Genomic DNA, 23,404 nt, shown 5'->3' with positions numbered 1-23,404 from the left:
CTGACCAGGCGCTGACACAATGGCCGCCATGACGACATCGGACCCCACAGCAGACCTTCACCACTACCTCAGGAGCGCGCGCGAGGCCCTCCTGTGGAAGCTCGACGGCCTGTCCGAGTACGACGTCCGCCGCCCGCTCACCCCCACGGGCACCAACCTCCTCGGCCTGGTCAAGCACCTGGCCGGCATCGAGTACGGCTACTTCGGCGACACCTTCGGCCGCCCGCCCGCCGAGCAGCCGCCCGGGTTCGAGGAGGGCGCCGAGCCGAACGCCGACCTCTGGGCCACCCCCGAGGAGTCCCGGGAGGAGATCGTCGCCCTCTACCGCCGCGCCTGGGCGCACGCGGACGCCACGATCGAGGAGCTGCCCCTCGACGCCGTCGGCCGCGTCCCCTGGTGGCCGTCCGGCCGCGACGCCGTGTCGCTGCACCGCATCCTCGTCCACGTCATCGCCGAGACCAACCGGCACGCCGGCCACGCCGACATCGTCCGTGAGCTGATCGACGGCGCCGCGGGTCTGCGCCGCGACAACGACAACCTGCCGGGCGGGGACGAGAACTGGTGGGCGGACCACCACAAGCGGGTCGAGCAGGCCGCCCGCGAGGCCGGCGGCCGGTGACAGAGATGTCCGACAAGGTGAAGTTCGAGAGAGTCGCGCCCGTGCTGCCGGTGCGGGACCTGGACGCGGCGCTCGACCGCTACCGCAGGCTCGGGTTCGCCGTCCGCGCCTACGCGGGCCCCGCCCGCTACGGGTACGCCGACCGCGGCGAGGTCTCGCTGCACCTGAGTGAATGGGACGAGCACGACCCGGCGCGCACCGGCGGGGTCGTCTACCTGTACGTCTCGGACGCCGACGCCCTGCACGCCGAGTGGACGGCGACCGGCCTCCCGGGGCGCTTCCACCCGCCGCACGACACCGACTACGGGCTGCGCGAGTTCGCGTACGTCGACCCCGACGGCACCCTGCACCGCGTCGGCTCCCGCCTCACCTCATGAAAGCTTCCCTACCACCGAAACATTTCAAGCCATTTACCAGGGAATAGCTGACAGCACATCACCGGCTCCCCGAAACATTTCCAGCTTTCGTTGACACGTTTCCGACCCGTTCCCACAATGACCGGAGGTGAGTCGCCCCCAACGATCAAGGACACGACATGATCGACAGGAAACGCCGCTCCACCCTCCTCGCCACGCTCCTCGCCGTCTGCCTGGCCGCCGCCACCACCGCGCTGGTCGCCGGCCGGGCCCTGGCCGCCGACTGCAGCGCGGGCTACGTCGGCCTGACCTACGACGACGGCCCCAACCCCGCCAACACCACGAACCTGCTCAACACGCTGCGCGCGAACGGGCTGCGCGCCACGATGTTCAACATCGGCCAGAACGCCCAGAACAACCAGGCCCTGGTCCGCGCGCAACGCGACGCGGGCATGTGGATCGGCAACCACAGCTACACCCACCCGCACCTCACCCAGCTCGGCAGCGCGCAGATCCTCTCCGAGCTGCAGCGCACCCAGCAGGCCATCCAGGGGGCGACGGGCACCGCGCCCCGCCTGTTCCGGCCGCCGTACGGGGAGACCAACGCCACGCTGAGGTCCGTCGAGCAGCAGCTCGGCCTCACCGAGGTCATCTGGGACGTCGACTCCCAGGACTGGAACGGCGCGAGCACGGCGCAGATCGTCCAGGCCGCCGGCCGGCTGCAGAACGGCCAGGTCATCCTCATGCACGACCAGTACGCCACGACCGTGGCCGCCATCCCGCAGATCGCCGCGAACCTGCGCAGCCGCAACCTGTGCGCCGGCATGATCTCCCCCACCACCGGCCGCGCGGTCGCCCCTGACGGCGGCGGCGACCCCACGAGCGGGCCGACGACCCCGCCGCCCGGCGGCGGCACCTGCACCGCCACGATCCAGCAGGGCCAGCAGTGGAGCGACCGCTTCAACCTGTCGGTCACCGTCTCCGGCTCGGCCTCGTGGATCGTCACGGTCACCGTGACGCCGCCCCAGAAGGTCATCAACACCTGGAACGGCACCCCGTCCTGGGACTCCAGCGGGAACGTGATGACGATGCGCCCGAACGGCAGCGGCAACACCTTCGGCTTCACGATCCAGCACAACGGCAACTGGACCTGGCCCTCGGTCTCCTGCCGGACGAGCTGAGGCCGCCGCTCAGAAGCGGAACAGCTCGGCGAACCTGTCGAACAACGCCCGGTCGCCCTCCACCCGTACGCTCCCGTCGCGCAGCACGTCGTCCACGGTCCTTGCGCCGCTCATCAGGTCGCGGACGGGCTGGCCCGCCAGGCGCTCGATCACCAGGTCGGGCGCCGGGTGCGGCCCGCGGCCGACCGTCAGCCGCCCGTCGTCCACCTGAGCGTGGAGGGTGAACTCGGCCAGGCGGACCTCGTAGCCCACGCTGACGCCCGACGCCACCTCCGGCCGGAACGCCGTACGGAAGGACATGGCGACCCCCTCGGCCGTGACGAGCTCGCCGGGGCGCGGTTCGCCCATCGTCCTGGCGCCCCAGCGGCCCAGGGCGACCAGCGCGGGTTCGAGGTCGCGGCCGTGGTCGGTCAGCTCGTAGACGACCGACCGCTCGGGGTGCGCCAGCGCCCGCCGGGTGGCCAGCCCCTCCTGCTCCAGCTGCTTGAGCCGGGCCGACAGGATGTTGGTCGGGATGGCGGGCAGGCCCTGGCGCAGGTCGGTGAAGCGCTGGGGCCCGGCCAGCAGGTTGCGGACGACCAGCACGGTCCACCGCTCGCCGACGATCTCCATGGCGCGGGCCAGGCCGCAGAACTGGCCGTACTCACGAGAAGTCACGGTACAAATCGTAGCTCCAAGATGCAGTTGACAAACCGTGCTTGCAAATAACAAGCTTCTGTTCGCCGGGACGGGCCGTTCCGGCAGAACGGAGATCCCCACATGTCGTTCCAGGCGTACCTCGACAACATCGAGGAGAAGACCGGCCTGACGCCGCGCCAGTTCATCGCCCTGGCGAAGGAGCGCGGCTTCGACGAGCCGGCCACCAAGGCCGGCGTGATCGTCGACTGGCTGAAGGAGGACTACGGCCTCGGCCGCGGCCACGCGATGGCGCTCGTGCACGTCATCAAGAAGGGCCCGAAGATCGACGCCAAGCACGTCGGCAGCGCGGGTTCGCACCGTGACGAGAGCGACACCCTCTGGCTCGACGGCAAGGACAACCGCCCCTGAAACCGGACGATCACCTCTGATCAGTCGCGTCGATCTTGCTCACCCCGCCCGTATCGCCATAATCGACAGTTGCCGAAACGGGTATGAGGAGAGCATTTTGGACGACGTGACCGAAACGGACGCAGCCGCCCCGTGGGCGCTGCCGTCGCCGTGGCGGGATGCGCGCGTCGCCGTCGTGGTGCCGACCTACAACGAGGCCGGCAACATCGGGGACCTGACGGCGCGCGTTCTCGCGCTCGACCTGCCCAACCTGCGCCTGGTCATCGCCGACGACGACTCCCCCGACGGCACCGGCCTGCTGGCCGACGACCTCGCCAAGCACGCGAACGAGGACGGCCGCGACCGTATGGTGGTGCTGCACCGCACGGTCAAGGAGGGCATCGGCCGGGCCCACATCGCCGGCATGAAGGAGGCCCTCGCTCACGGCGACGAGTACGTCGTGCAGATGGACGGCGACCTCAGCCACCGCCCCGAGTACATCCCGCACCTGCTCGGCACCATCCTGGCGACCCGGGCGGGCCTGGTGATCGGCAGCAGGTACGTCGTCGGCGGCTCCCTGTCCACCCAATGGGGCCGGCACCGCCGCCTGCTGAGCCGCTTCGCCGGCCGCTACGTCAACGCCATACTCGACCTGTCCGTACGCGACCCCACCGGCGGCTTCAAGATCTGGCGCCGCGACGTGCTCGAAGGCATCGGCCTCGACGCGATCCGCAGCGACGGATACAGCTTCCAGGTCGAGATGAACTACCGGTGCAAGCAGCTCGGCCACGCGATCGTCGAGCTGCCCATCCACTTCGAGGAACGCGCGGCCGGCTCCAGCAAGATCAGCTTCGCCGTGCAGCTGGAGTCCATGCTCACCCCACTGGCTCTCCGCTTCGGCCGAACCGGCCGACGATGAGCACCGCGACCGGGTACGCGATCAGCCCGCTGACCAGGGCGAGCAGAAAGGCGTACCAGAGCGCCCAGAGCGGCAATGCCTCCACGACCAGCCAGATCACCACCAGCAGAGGCACGGCCACGACCGCCACGGGCCAGGCGGGCCGCACGCCCACCAGCCAGAGCAGCGGCCAGGCCACCACGGCCGCGACCCAGCGTCCCACCTCCCACGCCTTCATGAGGTAGCCGAAGCATCCGGTGTACTCCCCGCACAGGGAGGAGTCGGGGAAGAGCGCGGCCATGGCCACCGCCCACCCGACGAGGGCGAGAGGCAGGATGATCCCGACCACACAGGCCAAAGCGACGCGTTTGGCGATCATCTCCGTATGGTGACACGCGCTATACCCGTCTGTGGAGGGCCCGCGGGTACGTCCTGAGGCATGAAGACCATCAACGTCTGCTTCGGCGTCGACGTGGACGCCGTCGCCGGCTGGATCGGCTCGTACGGCGGCCAGGAGTCCCCGAACGACATCCAGCGCGGCGTGTTCGCCGCCGAGGTGGGCACCCCGCGCCTGCTGCGGCTGTTCGAGCGGGAGGGCATCCGGACGAGCTGGTTCCTGCCGGGGCACTCGGCGGAGTCGTTCCCGGAGCAGATGAGCATGGTCGTCGAGGCCGGGCACGACGTGGGGGCGCACGGCTACATGCACGAGAACCCGGTCGCGATGTCGGCCCAGCAGGAGGAGGACGTGCTGGCCCGCAGCCTGGAGGTGCTCGACCGGGTGCTCGGCGTGCGGCCCCGCGGCTACGTCGCGCCCTGGTGGGAGATGTCGGAGCGGACGATCGACCTGCTGCTGCGCTACGGCTTCACGTACGACCACTCGCAGTCGTACCACGACTTCCTGCCCTTCTACGCGCGCAAGGGCGAGCAGTGGACCCGCATCGACTACGGGCGGGACGCCTCGACCTGGATGCGGCCGCTCGTCCACGGCCAGGAGGTGAACCTGGTGGAGTTCGCCGCGAGCTGGTATCTCGACGACCTGCCGCCGATGATGTTCATCAAGGCCTCGCCGAACAGCCACGGCTTCGTCAACCCGCGCGACCTCGAACAGCAGTGGCGCGACCAGTTCGACTGGGTCCACCGCGAGCTCGACTACGCGGTCTTCCCCATCACCCTGCACCCCGACGTCAGCGGCCGGCCCCAGGTGCTGCTGATGCTGGAACGGCTCATCGGCCACCTCCGCGCCCACGACGGCGTGCGGTTCATGTCGCTGGCCGAGGCCGAGGACGACTTCCGCGCCCGCTACCCCTTCGACGGCGAGGCCCGCCCGGCGGACGTGCGGTGACCTCCGGGCGCTGGCGGCCGCTGCTCGACGGCGCGCTCGCCGAGGCGGCCACGGTGCGGGGCGGGCGGGTCGTCTCGTACATCCCCGCGCTGGCCGGCGTCGACTCCGGCCTGCTGGCCGTGGCGATGGTCGCCACGGACGGCGAGACCGACGCCGCCGGCGACCGGGACGCCGGTTTCCCGCTGATGTCGGCGGCCAAGCCGTTCGTGTACGCGCTCGCGCTGGCCGAGCACGGCTTCGCGAAGGTGCACGAGCACGTGGGGACCGAGCCCAGCGGAGCCGCGTTCGACTCCACGGTGGTGCGGGGCGGGACGGGCACCCCGTTCAACGCGATGACCAACATCGGCGCCATCGTCACGACCTCGCTCGTCCGTGGCGGGGTGCTGGAGTTCCTGAGCCGCTGCGCCGGGCGTCACCTGGAGGTGGACGCCGCCGTGCTCGACAGCCAGCGCCGCACCGGCGACCGCAACAAGGCCCTCGCCTACCTGGCGCACGCCCACGGCTCCCTGGTCGGCGATCCGGCCGAGGCCGTGGACCGCTACTTCACGCAGTGCGCGATCCGCGTGACGGTGGCGGACCTGGCCAGGATGGCCGCCACCCTGGCGGGCGGGGGAAGGCTCCCCGGCACCGGTGAGCGGCTGATCGAGGCGCGGGTGGCCCGTACGGTGCTGGCGGTGATGACGACCTGCGGCATGTACCAGGCGTCGGGGGCCTGGCTGGTGCACGCCGGGCTGCCGGCCAAGAGCGGTGTGTCCGGCTGCCTGGCGGCCGCGTTCCCCGGGCGGCTCGGCATCGCCGCCTACAGCCCGCCGCTCGACGAGCACGGCAACAGCGTGCGGGCGATGGCCGCCTGCGCGTACCTGGCCCAGCGGCTCGACCTCCACCTGCTCGACGTCCCCTGCTGATCAGGATTCGAGAAGCGGTGATCAGCGACCGGCGCGTACCTTGAGAGCTGATCGGAAGGAGACCGTATGTGCCACCCTTCGTGGACGCGGGCGCTCAACGAGGCGCATCGCCTCGGCGAGCTCGCGCGGCTGCGCCGGGTCCGGGACCGGATCGACCGCGAGTACGCGCGCCCCCTGGACGTCGCGGCGCTGGCCCGCGCGGCGGGCCTGCCGCCCGCGCAGCTGAGCCGCCGCTTCCGCCTCGCCTACGGCCGCTCGCCGTACGACTATCTGATGGCCCGCAGGGTCGACCACGCGGCGGCGCTGCTGAGCCGGGGCGACATCGGCGTGGCCGAGGCGTGCCGCGCGGTCGGCTGCCCGTCCCCCGCCGCCTTCGCCGCCCGCTTCACCGAACGCCTCGGCGTGCCGCCGCACCGCTACCGGCCCCGGCCCGCGCCCGCGGGGACGGGCTAGCGTAGCCGTATGGACCTCAGCATTCACACGACCGTGCTCCCGCACGACGACCCGGACGCCTCCCTGACCTTCTGGCGCGACACCCTCGGCTTCGAGGTGCGCAGCGACGTCGGGCAGGGCAGGATGCGCTGGATCACGGTCGGCCCCGCCGGCCAGCCCGGCATCTCCATCCTGCTGGCGCCGCCCGGCGCCGACCCCGGCATCACCGACGACGAGCGCCGGACCATCGCCGAGATGATGGCCAAGGGCACCTACGGCTGGATCCTGCTCGCCACCGCCGACCTCGACGGCACCTTCGCGAAGGTGCGGGACGGCGGCGCCGAGGTGGTCCAGGAGCCGACCGAGCAGCCGTACGGGGCCCGCGACTGCGCCTTCCGCGACCCCTCGGGCAACCTGGTCCGCATCCAGCAGCTGCGCTGACGCATCAGGCGTTCAACGCCCTTCGCACGGCCATGTCCACCAGCTCGCGTACCTCCTGGTCGGTGAAGATGTCCGGCAGCGTCAGCCGCTCCACGATGAGCCAGTTCAGCGCCAGGTAGAGGAGCACCACCGCGGTCGAGTCGCCCGGCAGGCCCGAGGCGGCGTGATAGGCGATGTTGGCGTCGATGTCCTCGCGAATGCGCTTGGTGAGCACCGCCCGCAGCTCAGGACGCCGGGTGGACTCCAGCCGGAGCTCCAGCAGGGCCAGGTAGCCGGTCTTGAAGGCCGAGATGCGGTCCACCAGCTCGTGCATGAGCTCGGCGTAGCGGGTCTCGTCCTGCACGCCCTCCCGGCCGCGGGCGATCGTCGCCTCGTCGGGCAGCAGCCGCTCGTAGATCCGCCCGCCGGCCTGGGTGAACAGGTCGTCGCGATTGGCGAAGTAGTTGGAGGCCGTGCCCGGGGGCACGGCCGCCTCCGCGTCGACGGCGCGGAAGGTCAGCCCCCGCGCTCCCTCCCTGGCCAGCACCTCGATGGCCGCGTCGATCAACGCCTGCCGCCGCTCGGGATTCCTGCGCACTTGACACCACTCCGTCTGTAGTACTACGTTTTGACCACTCCAACCAGAGTACTACATCGGGAGTTGCTCGATATGCGCAAGCTCGTCTACTACATCGCCGTCTCGCTCGACGGCTACATCGCGGGCCCCGGCCACGAGGTCGACTTCTACCCGGTGTCGGAGCAGCTGGCGGCCTGGATCAACGACCGTTACCCCGAGACCGTCCCCACCCATGTCCGCAAGCTCGTCGGCCTCGACGACGCGCCCAACCGGGTCTTCGACACCGTGGTGATGGGCCGCGGCACCTACGAGCCGGCCCTGGGCGTCACCACCAGCCCGTACGCCCACCTGCGCCAGTACGTCGTCTCCAGCACGCTGACCATCGACGACCCCGCCGTGCGACTGGAGAAGGGCGACCCCGTCGAGCTCGTCCGGCGGCTGAAGTCCGAGGACACCGGCAAGGACGTCTACCTCTGCGGCGGCGGCAAGCTCGCCGCCTCCCTGCTCCCGGAGATCGACGAGATCATCCTCAAGAGCTACCCCGTGGTGGCGGGCGACGGCATCCCCGCGTTCTCCGGAGCGTTCCGCCCCACCCTGTTCACCCCCACCAGGCGCGAGTCCTTCGACAACGGCGCCCAGATCACCTGGCTCACCAGGGCCTGACCCCCACAAGGAGGAACATGCACATCAAACTCCCCCTCTCGCTCACCCCGAAGCGCGACGCCGAGCCCACGACGCGCGATCCCCGGCCCGCGGTGCGCGACCTCAAGCCCGCCCACCGGACGAACCTCTCCCGGCGCCCGACGGCCGCCCCGCGCCGCACCGGCTACTGACCCGCGGCGTAGCGGCCGGCCAGCGTCACGGCGCGATCGTGCAGGTAGTCACGTAACCACTGCGGGGCCAGGGCCTCCGCGTACGTGGCCAGCTGCCACAACGCCCATCGGGCGTGCCGGTGATCCTGGAAGGACACCTCCATCCGCAGCCGGCCGTCCGCGTCGACCTCCTCGGCGAAGACGGCCACCGCGGTCCGCACCAGGTCCTCCCGCCGCGCCGGGTCCAGCCGTACCAGCACGGTCACCTGGTCACCACCGTTGCGGAACCGCGTGCTGCGCTCCTGCCAGGCCCGGTCGAGATCGACCCGGTCCGGCCGCTGCGCGGGCTCGTCGAGCTCCCTCGCGGCCAGGATCCGGGACAGCCGGTAGGTGCGGTCCTCCCCCGACCGCGTGGCCAGCAGGTAACCCCGGTCGCGTACGGTGACCAGGCCGACCGGGTCCACCGTGCGCCACCGCGGCTCCCGGCCCTCGGCCGCGTAGTGGATGTCCAGCTTGTGCCCGGCGAACACGGCCCGCAGGACCTCGGCCGCCACCACGCCGGGCACCTCCTCGTCGGCCAGCCGGCGCGAGAGGAGGTCGATCTCCGGCTCGATGAGCAGCCGCTCGGCCGCGCCGGCCGCGGTGTCCCGATATCCGTCGGGCAGCGCGTCCACCACCTTGAGCATCGCCGAGGCGAGCGCCGAGCCGAGCCCGAACGCCTGCGCGCCGCGCCGCGACCCGGCGACCAGCAGGGCGAGGGCCTCGTCGTGGTTCAGCCCGGTGAGCTCGGTACGGAAGCCGGGCAACAACGCGAACCCGCCGTTCCGGCCGCGTTCGGCGTAGACCGGGACACCGGCCGCGGACAGCGCCTCGATGTCGCGCAGCACCGTACGGGTGGACACCTCCAGCTCGCGGGCCAGCGCGGTGGCGGAGAGCCGGCCGTACTGGCGCAGCAGCAGCACCAGCGAGACCAGCCGATCGGCACGCATTCAAGAACATTACCGAAATACACGACACAGGATGTCGTGCTTTGTTTGCCAAGCTCATCGACGCGCCCGAAAGGTGCGGGCGTCGATGAACCGAATGGAGCTGATGTGGCAATGGAGCGAACGCCGGTCAACCCGTGGCCGTGGTCCCTCGGGCTGGGCTACAACCAGGGCGAGGTCGTCTCCGGGCACACCCGGACCCTGTACTGCTCCGGGCAGACCGCGATGAGCGGCGAGGGCAAGCCCCAGCACGCCGACGACATGGGGGCCCAACTGGCGCTGAGCCTCGACAACCTGGAGGCCGTGCTCGGCGAGGCCGGCATGTCCCTCGCGAACCTCGTCCGGCTCAACGTCTACACCACCGACGTCGACCGGCTCTTCGAGCACTACGGCGTGCTGGCGTCCCGGTTGGGCGCAGCGGGGGTGGCCCCGCCCACCACGATGCTCGGAGTGACCCGGCTGGCGATCCCCGACCTGATGGTCGAGCTTGAGGGCACCGCCGTGGCGTAGAACTTCTCGTCACGGCCGTACATCTCATCATTTGTGATCATCAAGGCGATGACGGCGGCGTTGGCGATCGGCTCGCTCCTGGCAGGAACGAGCCCCGCCCACGCCACCGCCCCCAGGATTCCCAGGAACTTCCTGCTGACCGAGCCCGCGGCCGTCAAGGGACCCGTGGTCGAGGACGAGGAGTGGTGGGAGATCAGCGACAGTCTGTCCCGGCAGCTCGAGTTCAACCCCTGCCGGTCGAAGGGGAAGCCCCGCGACGGCCGGGTGGCGATGCGCACCATCACCTACTCCACCAGCGCGCCTTCGGGCACGAGCGAACAACTCGTGCTGTACCGGAATCCCCGAGCCGCCCAGGACGCCTTCCGCAAGCTCCGGGCCGACCTGGCCAGGTGCTCGAAGCCGGCCGTGGCGAAGCGCGACCGGTTCGGCTACGTGGGCAAACCGTTGCGCGTCGGTGACGAGGGTCTGTCGGTGGCGGGTCACGAGTACGCCGCGAGCGGCCGGCGGCTGTCGCAGTCCGACGACCTGGCGGTCATCGGACGCCGGGGCGCCGCCCTGTTCCTCTACACCGCCAACGCCAGGGGCAGCGGCGCGAAGAAGGAGATCACGGGTCAGGCCAGGAGGATGGCGAAGAAGGTGTGCGGCCTGCCCGGGGTGTGCGGCTGACGCTACGGGGCGGGGGGCCGCTCCTCGCTGACGCGGGCGAGCGCGACGATCCGCTCCAGGGCCGCCGCGTGCCGTACGAACGCCTCCCGGCCCTGCGGGGTGAGCCGCACGTACGTACGCCGCGCCCGCTTGTCCTGATTTTTGCGCACATCGACGTACCCAGCGCCGGCCAGGGCGGAGACCTGCTTGGACAGGGCCGAGTCGCTGGTGCCGATCGAGTCCCGCAGGAAGCCGAAGTCCACCCAGTCGGCCGGCGCCAGCACCGCCACGATCGACAGCCTGGCCGGTACGTGCAGGAACTCGTCGAACTGCGGATCCATCAGGCTCGCCTGCCGTCCTGCCGGACGAGCGACCTCATGACGCGGCGGTTGAGCGGCGTGGCCGCGACGTACGCGAGGGCCGCCACGACGGCGCCGGCCATGGCCTGCGACATCAGACCGTGCGCGGGCGCGTCAAGGAGCGCGAAGGCCAGAGTGCGCCCGGCACCGAAGACCATGCAGACGCCGAGCAGCACCATCACGTGGTACAGCGTCTCCTGGAGGGTGGGCTGCCTCTGGACCGCGGCCCGATATTCATAGACGATGCCCACCGCCGCGAACAGGCCGAACCCTGCCACGGCGCCGATGTACTGCCACGGCGCCCCCAGATCGATCGCGGCGAAGCTGACGAAGAGGCCGAGCGCCACGACGATCACGCGGGGCATCGCGAAGCTGCGGCGGGCGATCTCGTTCCTGGTCGTGTCCTGGAGCCGGCGGATGTCGTCGAGCGAGGACTGGGCGTCGTGCGGGTTCAAAAGGCCACCTCCGAGGTCGGCATGACTACTTTCCCATAAGGAAAGTAGCACGTGCTTTCCTCTGAGGAAAGTCGTCATGCGAGGCGCGCTCCCCCCGGCCCGAGGGGAGCGCGTGGGAAAGCGGATCAGCTGCCGGGCGGCGGCGTGGCGTCGCCGATGTCGCCGGCCGAGGGATCCGCCACGACCTCGCACGGCTGGATCGGCCCGGTCGTCAGCCGCCCGCTGAACTGCCAGGCCACCCCGGGACGCGCCTCCGATGGCGTGGCCGGATTCTCCATGACCTCGATCATCGCGATCTGGCCCGGCTTGATGTGGCGGGGATAGATGGTGATGCCGTCCTTCGGGCGAATCGCCTGGTAGGAGGCCGACTTCCGCAGTTTCTCCCGGAACCTGGCCTGCGTGGCGGCATCACCGCTCGACAACTCCTCGCCCGCGCCGAAGTCGTCGCCCTTGAGGAACGGCGCCCGGACGTTCCCGCAGCGCTTGCCGAGAGGCAGGTAGGTGATGTCGGCCCGCACCCCCCACTCGCCCAGCTCCTGCTCGACCTGCTCGGGGTCCCGGAAATCGTAGACCTTGAGGTTGATCGACCCGTCCTGGTTCTTCGTCAGGGCGTACGCCGGGTCGGCGGAGCCGAGCAGGGAAGGCACGGCCACGCCCACCGCGACGGCCGCCGCCACAGCAGCGCCGACCGCGAGCCGCCGCCCGCCGAACGGGAGCAGCCTTCCAGATCGCCGGCCACGCGGCGCCGCGGCCGCCTCCTGCGCGAGCCGGAGCCGCTGCCGGGCCAGGGAGTGCGGCGGCTCGTGCTCCAGCTCCTTGATGAGCGTCTTCAGTTCATCCATGACCGTGCTCCTCCAACGGATTGACCCCACCCAGGGTGTGACGGACCTTGCGCCGGGCCCGATTGAGTCGTGACTTGACCGTGCCGACCGGTATGCCGAGCGCGCGGGCCGCTTCCTCGTACGTCATGTCACTCCAGGCGACCAGCAGCAGCACGTCCCGGTCGCCCCGCGACAGCAGCGCGAGCGCGTTCAGCAGAACCGGCCGCGACCCCTGAGCGGTCAGCTCACGGGTGATCGCCTCTTCCGGCCCCTCGACGGGCTGGGCCGGGCTCTGCCGCTCCAGCGCGCGGTAGCGGCTGACCTCGGTCCTGCGATGACCGGTGATGAGCTTGGTCGCGATGCCCAGCAGCCAGGGCCGGGCATCGCGGTAGGAGATGTCGTACGCCTTGCGCCTGCGGAACGCGATCAGGAACGTCTCACCGACGAGATCCTCGGCGAGCTCCGGCCCGAGCCGGAAGGAGATGTACCTGTAGAGCGTCGCGGCATAGCGGTCGAACAGGGCGGCGAACTGCTCCGGATCATCGAGGGAACCTGCGATGATCTCGGAGTCCACCACCAGTGGTGACGTGTCGGTCACCATAGATGATCTGTCTTCGGCACTGGACCCCCTTCGAGATGTCACCTGTGTCTTGTCACAGGAGCCTCGAGTGTTCACGCACCCGTCTCAGGGCCTACCGCCGCAGCAGCAGACGCAGCAGACGCAGCGCTCTGGCCCGGCGCCCCGAGTCGGCCGAGAACATGTAGATCATGGCGGGGAGTGTCAGCAACGCGGCGCCTGCCACGACCAGTGCGGCGAGGTGGGGCAGCAACATGGAGCCTTCCTCCGAGAGTCCGGTATCACCTCGGCCGATGCCGAGGGCGCGTTATCAGGATGTGGCGCGCCGAAGAGCCGTTGACGATCTGTGCCAAGGTCTTACGCGATCCGATGAACCCGTACGCCGGCGGACAGAAGCTGACAGCCGTGGGTTTGCGTCCTCCGGGAATCTGGAATCTTGACATCACCATGTCTCCGCAAGCCCCCCTGCCGGAGGATCCCCTGGCCGTTCTCCGCGAACGCCTGCGGGACCTCTATCTGTACGCGGGCGAGCCCAGCAGCCGGACCCTGGCCAAGCAGACGGGAGCGATGAGTCACTCCACCGCGCACGGGGTGATCCGCTGCATCAGCCTGCCCCGATGGGGCAACCTGGAGCTCGTGGTCGAGGCGTTGAAGGGCGACGTCACGGAGTTCAAGGCCCTGTGGATCGCCGCCCACAACGCGCGCGCTCAACCTCCTGACTACGAAGCGCTGTACCGGCGCATCGACTACTTGCACGCCCGACTACGTCGGTTGACATCATGAGACGGCGCACGATCAGCCAACGGGCCGAGAGCCGCTCGCGCCATCCGTAGTAGCCCGAGCGCGACCAGCCGAATGCGGCCCTGCAGCTCGGCGGGTCACAGCCGGATCAGGTCGGCGACCTCCTCAGGCAGGCCGGGCGAGGTCATGACATGCCCCATCCCGGGCACGACGTGCAGCACCGCGCCCGGAATCGCGGCAGCCAGCGCCTCGCCGTGACCGAGCGGATAGACCGGATCCTGGTCGCCGTGCACGATCGAGGTCGGCGCGGTGATCGACGACAGCGGAGCGAGCAGGTCAGGGTCATCCATCCACACGGCCCGGAAGTGGTTGGCCGCGGCCGCCGGATCGGTGGCCCGCGTCAGCGCCAGCTCCAGCATCTCCCGGGCGGCCCGCTCGTCGAACGGCCGGACCGGCCCGTTGAAGACCCGGAACAAGGCCACGTCGGACTCCACACCCGGCGGCAGCCCGGCGTCCAGATGCGCGAGATACGCCGGTGCCGGCGGCGGCAGATCATCCGGGTCGGCCGGCTCCCCGGCCCGCGCCCGTGCCCACGCAGGTCTCGGATCATGCCCCATCAGCGAGCTGGACATCACCGTCAACGACCGGACCCGCTCCGGCGCGTGCACCCCCAGCCACTGCGCGATCATCCCGCCCAGGGAGGCTCCAGCCACATGAGCGGAGCTCAGCCCATGGCCGTCCAGCACCGCCAGGCAGTCGCGAGCCATGTCCCCGATCGTGTAGGGATGGGCATCGAAGTCGACGACGCTGGACCGGCCGGTGTCCCGATGATCGAATCGGATCACCTGAACCCCACGCTCGACAAGCCGCCCGACCAGCGCATCAGGCCAGCTGACACCCTGAGCGGCCGACCCCGTGACCAGCAGAACAGCGGGAAGCCCGGGATCCCCGACCCGCTCCGTCCAGATCCGCAACGGCCCGGAGGCCACGAACCGCTCGTGCGCATGCAACATGAAGGCACGGTAACGGCGACCGGCTGCCAGATGCCCGACATTTACCGACGACCCAGCCCATGATCGGGCACGATGTACGGCGTGACGCGGACTTCGCCGACCAACTGGCGGGCCAGGACCTGGTACGCAGCCTTGATCGCGGTGACCGGCGGCGCGGCCGTCCTGCTCGCAGCGCTCAGTCTCGACGTGGGGCAGAGCATGTGGCCCGACGCGCAACCCGACGACCAGGTGGTGGCGAAGTGGCGTACGGCCGCCGCCCTGGCCTACACCTCCGGCAGTGCCGTCGGACACGTGTGCGCGCTGGTGGCCGGCCTGCTGGCCGCACGCTGGGCCAGGGACAAGACGTGGTGGGCCGGCCTCGTCACGGCGATCCTCGCCGGGGCGGGGCTGGGCCTGGCGGACCTGGCGGCGGCATCCTGGAAGGCCGCTCCGCTCCTGCGCGAGTTCGCAGCCTCACCCGCCCTGACGGACAACGACGGCAGGCTGATCGTCGACACCGGGCTCCAGCATCACGCCTGCGTCCCGGCCGCCATGGCCGTGGTCTTCGCGACGCTCCTGCTCACGGCGGGCCTCGGGTTCGGCGTCGCTCGGGTGAGACCCGTCTACAAATCCTTACTGATAGCGATATCTCTCGCGCTTATGCCTGTCGCCCACTTCTGGATACCGGCTGTCGTACTGATTCCGGGAGTGGGGCCGTACTAGCGAGTAGCGGGCTTTCGTCAGGTATGCATGGCCCTCGTTGCCCCGACCCCGCATCCGCACCTGTTACCGAGGGGCCGGACCAGCAGGGATGCACGATGCACCATTTGCTTCCATTTAAAGCATATGTCGCACGTTACGCCCATTAATGACGCTTAATCTTTCATGTTCTCCGAGTTACGAAATCGGAGAATTTCCTCCGTTGTTTGAGTGCTTCCCGCTCGCGGGAGGATATCGGTGCCACAGAAACCAGACTGTGTCCTCACGGGGGAATTCCATGTTCTCAAAAACTCTACTCGCCTGCGGCCTGGGGGGCATCGCGCTCGCCTGCGTCCTGCCGACGCCCGCCTCGGCGCTGGACAGCAACTACAAGGGCGAGACCACTGTTCGCTGCGGAGGCCTCATCACCAAGTCCATCAAGCTCGCCAATGACCTGCACAACTGCTCCGGCAACGGGCTCGAAGTCGGCGCGGCCAACATCACCATCGACCTCAACGGCCACACCATCGACGGTTCCGGCATCTCCGGCTCCTCGAGCGGGATCGACAACAGCCAGGCGGGATCGCGCAACACCGGTTTCCCCGGGGTGACGATCAAGAACGGCGCCGTCACCGGCTTCGCAAGCGGGGTCACTCTCGGAAATGGGGCTAACCGCAACGTCGTCCACTACATCCACGCCATCGCCAACGGCACTGGGATCCTCCTCACGGGGTCAAGCAGAGGGACCCTGCTCTACCGCAACAGCGTGGTGAACAACGCCGGAGACGGCATCCTGGTCAACTCCGCTGCGACCGGCACCCGCATCGACAACAACGACGCCAACGGCAACGGCAACGGCACCCCCCCCACCAAGCAAGACGGCATCGAGGTCGACGCCACGGATAAGGACACCGTGATCAAGAACAACCGCGCACGCAACAACGGCGACTACGGCATCAGAGCCGCAGTAGCCGCCAGCGATGGTCACGGCAACCACGCCAGCGGCAACGACGCCCACGACGCGGAACACCAATGCGTCAACGTCAGGTGCGCTTCCTGAACCGGGGAGAGTGACATATCGACGCGGATTCCCCGCTCCTCAGCAGGGGCGGGGGATCCGACACCGGCCACCCCGGACACCGCTTTCACGGTCCGGCAGCGGCCTCCATTCCCGGGTGACTTCAGGCGGAAGCACTCCTAAACGTGCAGGACACGCGGCTCACCCGACGGACGTCCCCCCGCGGCCAGCACCTCGGCCAACAACCCCGGAAGCCCCACAGGCCGCAGGGTCTCTGTCGCCTCGGCCTCGACCAGCTCAGCCAACGACCACCATCGGTGATCATCGATCGCCTGCTCTTCGCCCGGCTCCAGATAGGCACGGGTGACGGTCTGCGTGCCGCGCACCCGCGCCAGGAAGTACCGCTCGTGCATGTGTACGGGTTCGCCACCCCACCGGACGTCCACATCGAGAGTCCACAAGCAAGGCCCCCACTCGACCTCCGTCAGTCCGGTCTCCTCCATCAGCTCCCTACGAGCGCCCCGGAGGAAGTCTTCGCCCTCCTTCAGCCCTCCGCCCGGGGGCACCCAGAACAACTCCCCGACCGGAGAGCCGGGGACGACGATGACACCGTCATACCTGTGCCGGATCAGGAGAATCCGATCGTCCCGATCAAGCAGCACAACCCGAGAACCTTGCCGGCTCCGCATCGCCTACTCCCATCCGGCGTAGTCACCCCGTCCGTCACCCGGCAACGCAAAAGGCAACCTCCCACAACTGGGAAGCGGCCTTCGACCTAGGTGGGGCGCTCACGAATATGGCCGGCCTGGGGCGCAAGACGGATTGAGAAGATCGCTTCTCGACTTCGCTGTGATCGTTTCCCGTCCGCCGCCGCTATCGGATCCTGATCTCAGCGTGAGAAGCTCACGCCCATGGCCGCACAGGACAACCCCCAGCAGGCGGACCGCGAGGACTTCGAGGAGGCGGCAGCGCTGCGCTACACGGTGGCCGCGCTACGCCTGCTGGGGTCCTTGGGGATCGGCGGAGGTTTCGCCGGAGCGGTGATCGAGCTGGTCTGGCATCCGGATTTCCCTTCGCTTCCCTGGCTTGCCGTCTTTCTGGTCGCCGTCATGGCCGGTGTCGGCTTGCGGATCGAGGCAGCTGTGCAGGACCGTTCATCGCGCTGAGCGCGGTTCCACTCGAGATCGCTCCAGGCGACGACACCTGCGGCGCTACAACGATCCACGCGCCGGCAAGGCCTTCTTCAGTCGCCGGCGGCCGACGCCTCGCCGGCGCTGAGCGTTCGCAATATGTCGACCAGTGTCGACAGCTGCTCGGGGGTGAGTGGCCTGAACAGCTCTTCCGCCGCCAGTTCATAGCCGGCTGTCCAGTCCTGCGCCAGTGCGGCCCCTTGCGCCGTCACTCGAAGGAGTACGGACCGGCGGTCGTCCGCGCTGGTCTGGCGTTCGAGTAGTCCGTCGCGGACGAGCGCGTCGACCAGGGTGGAGGCGGTCCCCTGCGCGATGCCGACCGCGAGAGCGAGCTCGGTGAGACGAACCGGCTGCGAACGCGCCACCTCCACCACCAGGCGGAATCTCGGCGTCGACACCCCGTGCTCGCCCAGACGCTCGTTGAAGTGACGTACCAGAACTTTCGCCGTACGGCTGAACTCGTCGGCGACCTGTGCTGCGGTCACGCCCTCGTTCGCGCGTGGCATCGCCCACCTCCCACTTGACGCCCCCATCGTACGGGAGGTTACATAGACGTCGATACATTGGCACCGAACTATTTGATCCCAATGCATCTGAGGTAAGTGCGTGCTCAATCACAAGGAGTGAACCATGAAGATCTTCGTCACCGGCGGCAGCGGTTTCGTCGGCGGCACTCTCGTCCACCGCCTCGTCGCCGAGGGACATGAGGTCATGGCACTGGCCAGATCGGGCTCGAGCATCCAGCGGGTACGTGCGGCCGGCGCCGAACCCGTGTCCGGCGATCTCGCCGAGCTCGGCCGGGCCGACTCCCCGGCGCCGAACTGGCTCGCCAAGCTGCGCGAGGCCGACGCGGTCGTGCACGTCGCGGCGTACATGGAGTTCTGGGGCCCCGACTCGCTCTTCCAACAGGCCAATCACGTACCGACGGCCGCCCTGCACGCCGCGAGCGTCGCGGCCGGGGTGCGACGCTTCGTACTGACCAGCGCCGCGTCCGTCTCCACGGGCAGTCAACGCCGTCCCGTCGTCGACGAGTCGACGCCGGAGGGCCGGCCGAACATCGCCTACAGTCGGGTCAAGCTGGCCACCGAGCGCGCGCTCCTGAAAGCCCGCAGCGGGAAGACCGAGCTGGTGGTGCTCCGCCCGCCGTTCATCTGGGGCCGCGGAATGACGACGATCAACGAGATGGTCAAGGTCGCCGAGGCCGGACGGTTCGCCTGGATCGACGACGGCAGGCACATCGTCGACTTCGTACACGTCGAGAACCTGGCCAGTGCCGCGATCCTCGCGCTCACCCGGGGCCGCCACAAGGGGGTCTACCACGTGACGGACGGCACGCCGATGCCCATCCGCGACTTCCTCACCCCCTTGCTGGCGACCCGCGGCGTGGATCTGTCCAAGAGCCGCAGCGTCCCTCTGGCGATGGCGGCGCCCATGGCGGCGGTGATGGACCGCACGGCACGCCTGCTCGGCCGGAAGACGGCGCCGCCGCTGACGAACTGGCTCGTCAGCTTCACCGGCCGTGACCGTTCCTACGACATCACCGCCGCGAGGAAGGAGCTGGGCTACTCGCCTGACGTGACGCTGGAGAAGGGCCTGGCGGAGATGAGCTTCTCGTGAGGTGACGACCTCGCGCGCCGCGGTCGCAACGCCCTCGCCATGGATGCGGTGCCTCGCGAGCACCGCTACTCCGCCGATCATGTGGGTCCGCGGATCGGGCTTCTACGCGTTTTGATCAGGTCGGACGACTGCTGCCTGCCAGTGTCAGCTACCGGCGCCTGCAGGCATACACCTTCGCGCTGGGCCGGGACGCCCCCAACGCGCCGACTCTCTAACAGCACGTCAGGGTGGTCACTGGTCTGTGGCCACGGCTTCCCTATTGCACCGGCTTCAGTACCGCCTGCTGGAGCACGACGCCCTCGCCGTACTTGTCCTCCAGACGTTGCTGGAGCTCCTCGCCGGCCACCCACACGCCCACGACCACCTGCTCCTTCATGATGTCGACGGAAGTCGAGGTGATGCGCTGGCCAAGATCGTCACCGACGAACTCCTGGATCTGCCGCAGCGTTTCCAGGCTGCGCTGGGCCTGGCTGACGCAGAGCACGCCGCCCCAGCTCTCCCGGATCCACGCCTCCCTGCCGGCCAGGTCGCCCGTGAACTTCACGTTCAGCACCAGCTTGGTCGGGTCGTTGGCGTACTTCTCCGCCCACTCCCGCTTGCTGCCGTCGTAGCCGGGGATCGAATCCAGATAGCTCTGGTCCAGCCACACCCCGCCCACGGTTTCCTCATTCTCCAGCCGCTGCTGAGTCGCCTGGAGCGCTTCCTGGGTGGCCTTGGCGGGATCGGCCGGCCGCCAGCCGCCCTCCGGGACGGGGCACGGACTGTTGAGCCTGTGCTCCTCCAGTCTGCCCTGGACCGCCGCCCCTGGTGGTTCGGTCAGGGTCAGCCGGGAGCCGTCCCAAGTGCCGACCACCCGATACTGACCCCACTTCGTACCCTGGACGCTCTCGTGCTGGACCTTGGACCAGTCCCAGCCGACGATGTCCGGCCCACCGCACTGGGGTGGCAGCGACTCCTGCATCGCGGCGCACATCTGCGGCCCGTGACCGGGGCTCTCCAGAACGGAGACGGCGTTGGCCGCGTACGTAACCGGCTCGTCGGCCGCCACTCCGCTGCCGCAGGCGGTCAGCACGATGAAGGCGAGGAAGGCGAGTGAGCGCATGACCCTCAGACGTGCGAGCACTCCGCCAGGTTCAAGGGTGTTCACGAGTGTGCCTGGCCTGGAAGGCAGCAGAGGCGTGCAAGATCGCGCGTGATCGTTTCCCAGGTCGAGTGAGGCGCCCGCCTCGATGCGGTCGGCTTGACAGTGGTCACGAAACCCGAAGACGGTCGAGCTGAGGGTTGTAGCAGTGCAAACCGAGTTCGGTCGCGACCTGGACCGCGTACACCGAGGACTCCTCCACGCGGCGGGGCATCGCCGGCCTCAGCGAGCTACAGCGCGGCATCCTCGCCGGGATGGGCAAACTTGAGGCGGACCTCGCCCGAACTCCAGGCGCGTCGCCTCGCCGAGCAGCAGCAGCGCACCGCCGAGACGATCGCGGCCGACGCCCTCGCCCGCGCCGACGCGGCAGACGAACGCGCCGCCCAGGCCGAGCAGGACAAGGAGGCCGCCCAGCGGAGCGCCGCCGAAGCGATCGAGGCAGCCGAGCGGGACGCGGCCGCGAGAGTGGCCGAGGCGAAGCGCCTCGCCGACGAGCAGGTCGAGCAGGCGCAGAGGGACGCCGCCGAGCAGGTCCGCGCCGCCCAGGAGCATGCCCAGACCACCATCCGAGATGCCCGGACCGAAGCCGATGCCCAGATCCGGACCGTGCGGGAGGAGGCCGAGCGGCAGGTCGCGCACGCCCGCGAGCTGGTCAAGGATGCCGAGGAGCAAGCCGACGCCGACATACGGCAGGCACAGGCCGACGTGCGCGGCGCGCAGCTCGCGCAAGCCCGCGCCGAGCAGGGCCAGGAGGACGCCCGCCGGACGCTCGAACGCGCCGAACAGGCGGCCGATCGGGAACGGGAGACGCTGCTCCGGCCGCGCCAGGCCGAGTCAACGCACTCACGGCCGCCAGCGACGCGCACGCCCGGCGTGCCGACGCGTCCGACAGGAAGCCAGGTGGGTCCGGGTTTCCAGTGAGCCGCTCGTACAGGCCTCGCCGGTCGAGCGTCCGCACCACCTGGCCGACCAGGCCATTGGCGCGGTTCTCCTCGGTGCGCTCCGGCAGACGCTCCAGGACCAGGGAGCGGACTCCGGCCAGGCTGAGCTCACAGGCCAGCATCAGGCCGTTGGGCCCGGCTCCGGCGATGACGACATCGGCGATCATGGCGCTCCGGGCATGACGGATCGACCGGCGACAGGCCGGCTGATCCTCGATAGGGAAGACGGGGAAGGTCTGGGAAAGGTCCGGGCACACTCCGCGCGCCTACCGCGGCAATCTGATCGGCAGGGAAACAGGCCGACTGTCCGCTGGCATGACGGAGCCATGGGGTCCAGTCCTACGGCATTGCCGCCGCGGCGGCGGGATGGCCGGCGAGGTTCGCGTGGGGCCAGGCCTGCGGGTTGTCGGCCAGGTCCCGGGAGCGCGACATCCTCGACCTCATGGCCCCGCGGGAAGTCCAACACCGCCATCGCCGAACGACTTGTGCTCAGCGAGAAGACCATTCGCAACAACATCTCCAACATCTTCGCCAAGCTCCACACCACCGATCGTGCCGAAGCCATCGTCAAGGCCCGCCAGGCCGGGCTCGGCGGCTCCGCGACGACCGAGAGATGAGCGTCCAGCTCCATGCCCCGGCCAAGGCGATTCCGGACAGGCCCGCTCAGCGATGACGGGTCATTTCACGATGCGGTAGAGCAGATGGGTGGCCAGCGGGGTGTCGACCACGTTGACCACCTCAAGCTGGATGTGGTCGCCCCCAGGTGGTCGAAGAGCCGCTGGCCCCCGCCGAACAGCACAGGCACCAGATGGATCCCGATCTGGTCGACCAGCCCCGCCTCATGAACTGCCGCCCGAGGTCCGCGCCGCCCATCACGGCGACGTTCTTGCCGCCGGCGACCTCCCTGGCCTTGCCGCAGGGCGCTTTCGATCCCGTCCGTCACAAAGGTGTGGACGCCGCCCTCGGGCACGTCCTCGAGCGCCCGGTGGGGGTCCTTTCACGCGGCTGATAGACCTCTCGACCATCCATCTACGCGCCGAACGCGAGCAACCTACTTGCCTTACGTGTCTGAACGACCCTCAGGCGGCTGACCAGCCAGTTCGCTTGAATACCCCAGATAACCGCAGGCCCACTTGACAAGGACGCCCGCCATATCAGGTGTGCTGTGGCTCGGTGGCGCGGTGATAGCGGTCGGCGAGTGCACGCACGAGTTCGACGAGTTCCGCGGGCTCCGTCACGGTGAAATCCACGCCGAGCAGGCCGAGGTGAACGGCGAGCGCCTCGATGCTGTCCGCGCCGGTGTCCAGCAGGCAGCGGGTGTCGTCGACCGGCGTGATCGTGCCGATGGCGGCGTTGATTCGTTCGGCGAGCTGTTCGGCTGGTACGTGCACGACGACCTGGGCCCGGTATCGCCAGGCAGCCGACGACACGCCCCGGCGTACCTGGTCGATGGCCTCCTCGGGGAGATCGCGGGGGGTGAATCGGGGACCCGTCGGGGTGCGTGGGTGGAGCCGGTCCACCCGGAACGTCCGCCAGCCGGCCCGCTCGACGTCGAACCCGACGAGGTACCACCGTCGTCCCCAGTTGACCAGTCGGTATGGTTCCACCTCGCGCCGGCTCTCGGAGCCGTCGTGGCTTCGGTAGTCGAATCGCAGGCGCTCGTGATCCCGGCAGGCGGCGGCGAGGGCGCTCAGCGTGTCCGCGTCCACCCGTGGGCCCAGGTCGTCCCGGGGTACCGCGACGGCGTACCGCTGGAGGGCGTTGACACGGCGCCGGAGCCGGGTCGGTAGCACCTGCTCCAGTTTGGCCAGCGCGCGCAGCGAGGTCTCCTCGACTCCGGTGATCGTGCCCCCGGCGGCGGTGCGCAGTCCGATCGCCACCGCGACCGCCTCTTCATCGTCGAGCAGCAGCGGCGGCAGCGCGGACCCGGCACCGAGCCGGTAGCCGCCCACCGCGCCTCGGTTGCCGTGCACCGGATAGCCGAGGTTTCGCAGGCGTTCCACATCGTTGCGGATGGTGCGGGTGCTGACCGACAGCCGTTCGGCCAGTTCGGCGCCGGTCCACTCGCGGGGCGTCTGGAGCAGCGAGAGCAGGCGCAGCAGCCGCGCCGAGGTTTCCAACATTCTTCGAGTCTGCCCGTTCAT

General features: G+C 69.5%; 34 protein-coding genes and 1 pseudogene. 20 read left to right on the top strand and 15 right to left on the bottom strand.

The window, feature by feature from the left end; translation table 11 throughout:
• Window positions 1-28 precede the first annotated feature (28 nt).
• From AC27IY_RS22080 to AC27IY_RS22070, 3 genes are all read left to right on the top strand, one after another.
• The gene (locus AC27IY_RS22080) at window positions 29-619 is read left to right on the top strand and encodes a DinB family protein (protein ID WP_487179050.1); all 591 of its coding nucleotides are present in this window, start codon (window positions 29-31) and stop codon (window positions 617-619) included.
• A gap of 17 nt (window positions 620-636) precedes the next feature.
• Window positions 637-996, top strand: coding sequence for a bleomycin resistance protein (locus AC27IY_RS22075; protein WP_371249842.1), 360 nt, complete (start codon window positions 637-639; stop codon window positions 994-996).
• 158 nt (window positions 997-1,154) lie between these two features.
• Window positions 1,155-2,156 (top strand): polysaccharide deacetylase family protein, encoded by a 1,002-nt coding sequence (locus AC27IY_RS22070; protein ID WP_487179049.1) that lies wholly within the window; start codon window positions 1,155-1,157, stop codon window positions 2,154-2,156.
• A gap of 9 nt (window positions 2,157-2,165) precedes the next feature.
• Here the strand turns inward: AC27IY_RS22070 and AC27IY_RS22065 are convergent, their stop codons facing one another.
• Complete coding sequence (locus AC27IY_RS22065; protein ID WP_487179048.1) at window positions 2,166-2,813, bottom strand: winged helix-turn-helix transcriptional regulator; 648 nt, start codon at window positions 2,811-2,813, stop codon at window positions 2,166-2,168.
• A 102-nt stretch (window positions 2,814-2,915) separates the two neighbouring features.
• Between AC27IY_RS22065 and AC27IY_RS22060 the strand changes: the two genes are divergently transcribed.
• Window positions 2,916-3,203: a DUF4287 domain-containing protein gene (locus tag AC27IY_RS22060; RefSeq protein WP_423477011.1), complete on the top strand. Its 288-nt coding sequence runs from the start codon at window positions 2,916-2,918 to the stop codon at window positions 3,201-3,203.
• A gap of 106 nt (window positions 3,204-3,309) precedes the next feature.
• On the top strand, window positions 3,310-4,101 hold the full coding sequence (locus tag AC27IY_RS22055; RefSeq protein WP_487179047.1) for a polyprenol monophosphomannose synthase: 792 nt from the start codon (window positions 3,310-3,312) through the stop codon (window positions 4,099-4,101).
• Here AC27IY_RS22055 and AC27IY_RS22050 read toward each other — a convergent pair.
• Entirely contained in the window at window positions 4,058-4,459 is a 402-nt protein-coding gene (locus AC27IY_RS22050; RefSeq protein WP_487179046.1) for a hypothetical protein, read from the bottom strand. The genes AC27IY_RS22055 and AC27IY_RS22050 overlap by 44 nt on opposite strands.
• A gap of 60 nt (window positions 4,460-4,519) precedes the next feature.
• Between AC27IY_RS22050 and AC27IY_RS22045 the strand changes: the two genes are divergently transcribed.
• The 4 genes from AC27IY_RS22045 (at window position 4,520) to AC27IY_RS22030 (ending at window position 7,200) form a co-directional block, all read left to right on the top strand.
• Window positions 4,520-5,422, top strand: a complete 903-nt coding sequence (locus AC27IY_RS22045) for a polysaccharide deacetylase family protein (protein WP_344211043.1) — start codon at window positions 4,520-4,522, stop codon at window positions 5,420-5,422.
• Window positions 5,419-6,327 carry a glutaminase A gene (gene glsA, locus AC27IY_RS22040; RefSeq protein ID WP_423452402.1) on the top strand — a complete coding sequence of 303 codons (909 nt, stop codon included), beginning with the start codon at window positions 5,419-5,421 and terminating at the stop codon, window positions 6,325-6,327. Before AC27IY_RS22045 ends, glsA begins: the two co-directional genes overlap by 4 nt.
• A 66-nt stretch (window positions 6,328-6,393) precedes the next feature.
• Window positions 6,394-6,780 (top strand): helix-turn-helix transcriptional regulator, encoded by a 387-nt coding sequence (locus tag AC27IY_RS22035; RefSeq protein WP_423477008.1) that lies wholly within the window; start codon window positions 6,394-6,396, stop codon window positions 6,778-6,780.
• A 9-nt stretch (window positions 6,781-6,789) separates the two neighbouring features.
• A complete protein-coding gene (locus AC27IY_RS22030; protein WP_364455165.1) occupies window positions 6,790-7,200 on the top strand; it encodes a VOC family protein in 411 nt (136 codons plus the stop codon).
• Window positions 7,201-7,204: 4 nt separating this feature from the next.
• Here AC27IY_RS22030 and AC27IY_RS22025 read toward each other — a convergent pair whose 3' ends face one another.
• Window positions 7,205-7,777, bottom strand: a complete 573-nt coding sequence (locus tag AC27IY_RS22025) for a TetR/AcrR family transcriptional regulator (RefSeq protein WP_364455168.1) — start codon at window positions 7,775-7,777, stop codon at window positions 7,205-7,207.
• Window positions 7,778-7,849: 72 nt separating this feature from the next.
• On the opposite strand from AC27IY_RS22025, the gene AC27IY_RS22020 reads away from it, so the two are divergent.
• Window positions 7,850-8,419: a dihydrofolate reductase family protein gene (locus AC27IY_RS22020; protein WP_423477007.1), complete on the top strand. Its 570-nt coding sequence runs from the start codon at window positions 7,850-7,852 to the stop codon at window positions 8,417-8,419.
• A 17-nt stretch (window positions 8,420-8,436) separates the two neighbouring features.
• Window positions 8,437-8,589, top strand: a complete 153-nt coding sequence (locus AC27IY_RS22015; protein ID WP_423477006.1) for a hypothetical protein — start codon at window positions 8,437-8,439, stop codon at window positions 8,587-8,589.
• Here the strand turns inward: AC27IY_RS22015 and AC27IY_RS22010 are convergent.
• Window positions 8,583-9,557 (bottom strand): helix-turn-helix transcriptional regulator, encoded by a 975-nt coding sequence (locus AC27IY_RS22010; protein ID WP_423477005.1) that lies wholly within the window; start codon window positions 9,555-9,557, stop codon window positions 8,583-8,585. The genes AC27IY_RS22015 and AC27IY_RS22010 overlap by 7 nt on opposite strands.
• A 111-nt stretch (window positions 9,558-9,668) precedes the next feature.
• Between AC27IY_RS22010 and AC27IY_RS22005 the strand changes: the two genes are divergently transcribed.
• Together AC27IY_RS22005 and AC27IY_RS22000 are read left to right on the top strand one after the other, a co-directional pair.
• The gene (locus AC27IY_RS22005) at window positions 9,669-10,064 is read left to right on the top strand and encodes a RidA family protein (RefSeq protein WP_344211644.1); all 396 of its coding nucleotides are present in this window, start codon (window positions 9,669-9,671) and stop codon (window positions 10,062-10,064) included.
• Window positions 10,065-10,112: 48 nt separating this feature from the next.
• Complete coding sequence (locus AC27IY_RS22000; RefSeq protein ID WP_487179045.1) at window positions 10,113-10,730, top strand: hypothetical protein; 618 nt, start codon at window positions 10,113-10,115, stop codon at window positions 10,728-10,730.
• A 2-nt stretch (window positions 10,731-10,732) separates the two neighbouring features.
• On the opposite strand, the gene AC27IY_RS21995 is transcribed toward AC27IY_RS22000, so the two are convergent.
• The 5 genes from AC27IY_RS21995 to AC27IY_RS21975 all read right to left on the bottom strand — a co-directional run bounded on the left by AC27IY_RS21995 (window position 10,733) and on the right by AC27IY_RS21975 (window position 13,177).
• Complete coding sequence (locus tag AC27IY_RS21995; RefSeq protein ID WP_449950920.1) at window positions 10,733-11,050, bottom strand: winged helix-turn-helix domain-containing protein; 318 nt, start codon at window positions 11,048-11,050, stop codon at window positions 10,733-10,735.
• Window positions 11,050-11,523, bottom strand: coding sequence for a hypothetical protein (locus tag AC27IY_RS21990; RefSeq protein ID WP_423452395.1), 474 nt, complete (start codon window positions 11,521-11,523; stop codon window positions 11,050-11,052). Before AC27IY_RS21990 ends, AC27IY_RS21995 begins: the two co-directional genes overlap by 1 nt.
• A 125-nt stretch (window positions 11,524-11,648) precedes the next feature.
• The gene (locus tag AC27IY_RS21985; protein ID WP_487179044.1) at window positions 11,649-12,365 is read right to left on the bottom strand and encodes a hypothetical protein; all 717 of its coding nucleotides are present in this window, start codon (window positions 12,363-12,365) and stop codon (window positions 11,649-11,651) included.
• Window positions 12,358-12,945: an RNA polymerase sigma factor gene (locus AC27IY_RS21980; RefSeq protein WP_487179043.1), complete on the bottom strand. Its 588-nt coding sequence runs from the start codon at window positions 12,943-12,945 to the stop codon at window positions 12,358-12,360. Before AC27IY_RS21980 ends, AC27IY_RS21985 begins: the two co-directional genes overlap by 8 nt.
• A gap of 91 nt (window positions 12,946-13,036) precedes the next feature.
• Entirely contained in the window at window positions 13,037-13,177 is a 141-nt protein-coding gene (locus AC27IY_RS21975; RefSeq protein WP_364455190.1) for a hypothetical protein, read from the bottom strand.
• 59 nt (window positions 13,178-13,236) lie between these two features.
• On the opposite strand from AC27IY_RS21975, the gene AC27IY_RS21970 reads away from it, so the two are divergent.
• Window positions 13,237-13,704 (top strand): hypothetical protein, encoded by a 468-nt coding sequence (locus AC27IY_RS21970; RefSeq protein ID WP_487179042.1) that lies wholly within the window; start codon window positions 13,237-13,239, stop codon window positions 13,702-13,704.
• A 95-nt stretch (window positions 13,705-13,799) separates the two neighbouring features.
• Here AC27IY_RS21970 and AC27IY_RS21965 read toward each other — a convergent pair whose 3' ends face one another.
• Window positions 13,800-14,675 carry an alpha/beta fold hydrolase gene (locus AC27IY_RS21965; RefSeq protein WP_487179041.1) on the bottom strand — a complete coding sequence of 292 codons (876 nt, stop codon included), beginning with the start codon at window positions 14,673-14,675 and terminating at the stop codon, window positions 13,800-13,802.
• A 72-nt stretch (window positions 14,676-14,747) separates the two neighbouring features.
• Between AC27IY_RS21965 and AC27IY_RS21960 the strand changes: the two genes are divergently transcribed.
• Both AC27IY_RS21960 and AC27IY_RS21955 read left to right on the top strand, forming a co-directional pair.
• Window positions 14,748-15,377, top strand: a complete 630-nt coding sequence (locus tag AC27IY_RS21960) for a hypothetical protein (RefSeq protein WP_487179040.1) — start codon at window positions 14,748-14,750, stop codon at window positions 15,375-15,377.
• Window positions 15,378-15,651: 274 nt separating this feature from the next.
• Window positions 15,652-16,413 (top strand): NosD domain-containing protein, encoded by a 762-nt coding sequence (locus AC27IY_RS21955; protein ID WP_487179039.1) that lies wholly within the window; start codon window positions 15,652-15,654, stop codon window positions 16,411-16,413.
• 137 nt (window positions 16,414-16,550) lie between these two features.
• Here the strand turns inward: AC27IY_RS21955 and AC27IY_RS21950 are convergent, their stop codons facing one another.
• Window positions 16,551-17,033: an NUDIX hydrolase gene (locus AC27IY_RS21950; protein WP_487179038.1), complete on the bottom strand. Its 483-nt coding sequence runs from the start codon at window positions 17,031-17,033 to the stop codon at window positions 16,551-16,553.
• Window positions 17,034-17,282: 249 nt separating this feature from the next.
• On the opposite strand from AC27IY_RS21950, the gene AC27IY_RS21945 reads away from it, so the two are divergent.
• The gene (locus AC27IY_RS21945) at window positions 17,283-17,537 is read left to right on the top strand and encodes a hypothetical protein (protein WP_371249826.1); all 255 of its coding nucleotides are present in this window, start codon (window positions 17,283-17,285) and stop codon (window positions 17,535-17,537) included.
• A gap of 77 nt (window positions 17,538-17,614) precedes the next feature.
• Here AC27IY_RS21945 and AC27IY_RS21940 read toward each other — a convergent pair whose 3' ends face one another.
• Window positions 17,615-18,067 (bottom strand): MarR family winged helix-turn-helix transcriptional regulator, encoded by a 453-nt coding sequence (locus AC27IY_RS21940; protein WP_371249825.1) that lies wholly within the window; start codon window positions 18,065-18,067, stop codon window positions 17,615-17,617.
• A gap of 124 nt (window positions 18,068-18,191) precedes the next feature.
• On the opposite strand from AC27IY_RS21940, the gene AC27IY_RS21935 reads away from it, so the two are divergent.
• Window positions 18,192-19,178: an NAD-dependent epimerase/dehydratase family protein gene (locus AC27IY_RS21935; protein WP_423476996.1), complete on the top strand. Its 987-nt coding sequence runs from the start codon at window positions 18,192-18,194 to the stop codon at window positions 19,176-19,178.
• A gap of 256 nt (window positions 19,179-19,434) precedes the next feature.
• Here AC27IY_RS21935 and AC27IY_RS21930 read toward each other — a convergent pair whose 3' ends face one another.
• Window positions 19,435-20,301: a hypothetical protein gene (locus tag AC27IY_RS21930; RefSeq protein WP_487179037.1), complete on the bottom strand. Its 867-nt coding sequence runs from the start codon at window positions 20,299-20,301 to the stop codon at window positions 19,435-19,437.
• Window positions 20,302-20,583: 282 nt separating this feature from the next.
• Here AC27IY_RS21930 and AC27IY_RS21925 point away from each other — a divergent pair, with 282 nt between their 5' ends.
• Window positions 20,584-21,240, top strand: a complete 657-nt coding sequence (locus AC27IY_RS21925; protein WP_487179122.1) for a hypothetical protein — start codon at window positions 20,584-20,586, stop codon at window positions 21,238-21,240.
• A gap of 31 nt (window positions 21,241-21,271) precedes the next feature.
• On the opposite strand, the pseudogene AC27IY_RS21920 reads toward AC27IY_RS21925, so the two are convergent.
• Window positions 21,272-21,382: pseudogene (locus AC27IY_RS21920) on the bottom strand (hypothetical protein); the annotation flags it as partial.
• Window positions 21,383-21,745: 363 nt separating this feature from the next.
• On the opposite strand from AC27IY_RS21920, the gene AC27IY_RS21915 reads away from it, so the two are divergent.
• The gene (locus AC27IY_RS21915) at window positions 21,746-21,877 is read left to right on the top strand and encodes a LuxR C-terminal-related transcriptional regulator (protein WP_020545272.1); all 132 of its coding nucleotides are present in this window, start codon (window positions 21,746-21,748) and stop codon (window positions 21,875-21,877) included.
• A gap of 537 nt (window positions 21,878-22,414) precedes the next feature.
• Here the strand turns inward: AC27IY_RS21915 and AC27IY_RS21910 are convergent.
• Window positions 22,415-23,383 (bottom strand): helix-turn-helix transcriptional regulator, encoded by a 969-nt coding sequence (locus tag AC27IY_RS21910; protein ID WP_487179036.1) that lies wholly within the window; start codon window positions 23,381-23,383, stop codon window positions 22,415-22,417.
• Window positions 23,384-23,404 lie beyond the last annotated feature (21 nt).

It is taken from the genome of Nonomuraea sp. B208 (assembly GCF_057536035.1).
The sequence above is the reverse complement of the archived record's forward strand: the minus strand, read 5'-3'. Positions and strand labels throughout refer to the sequence as shown.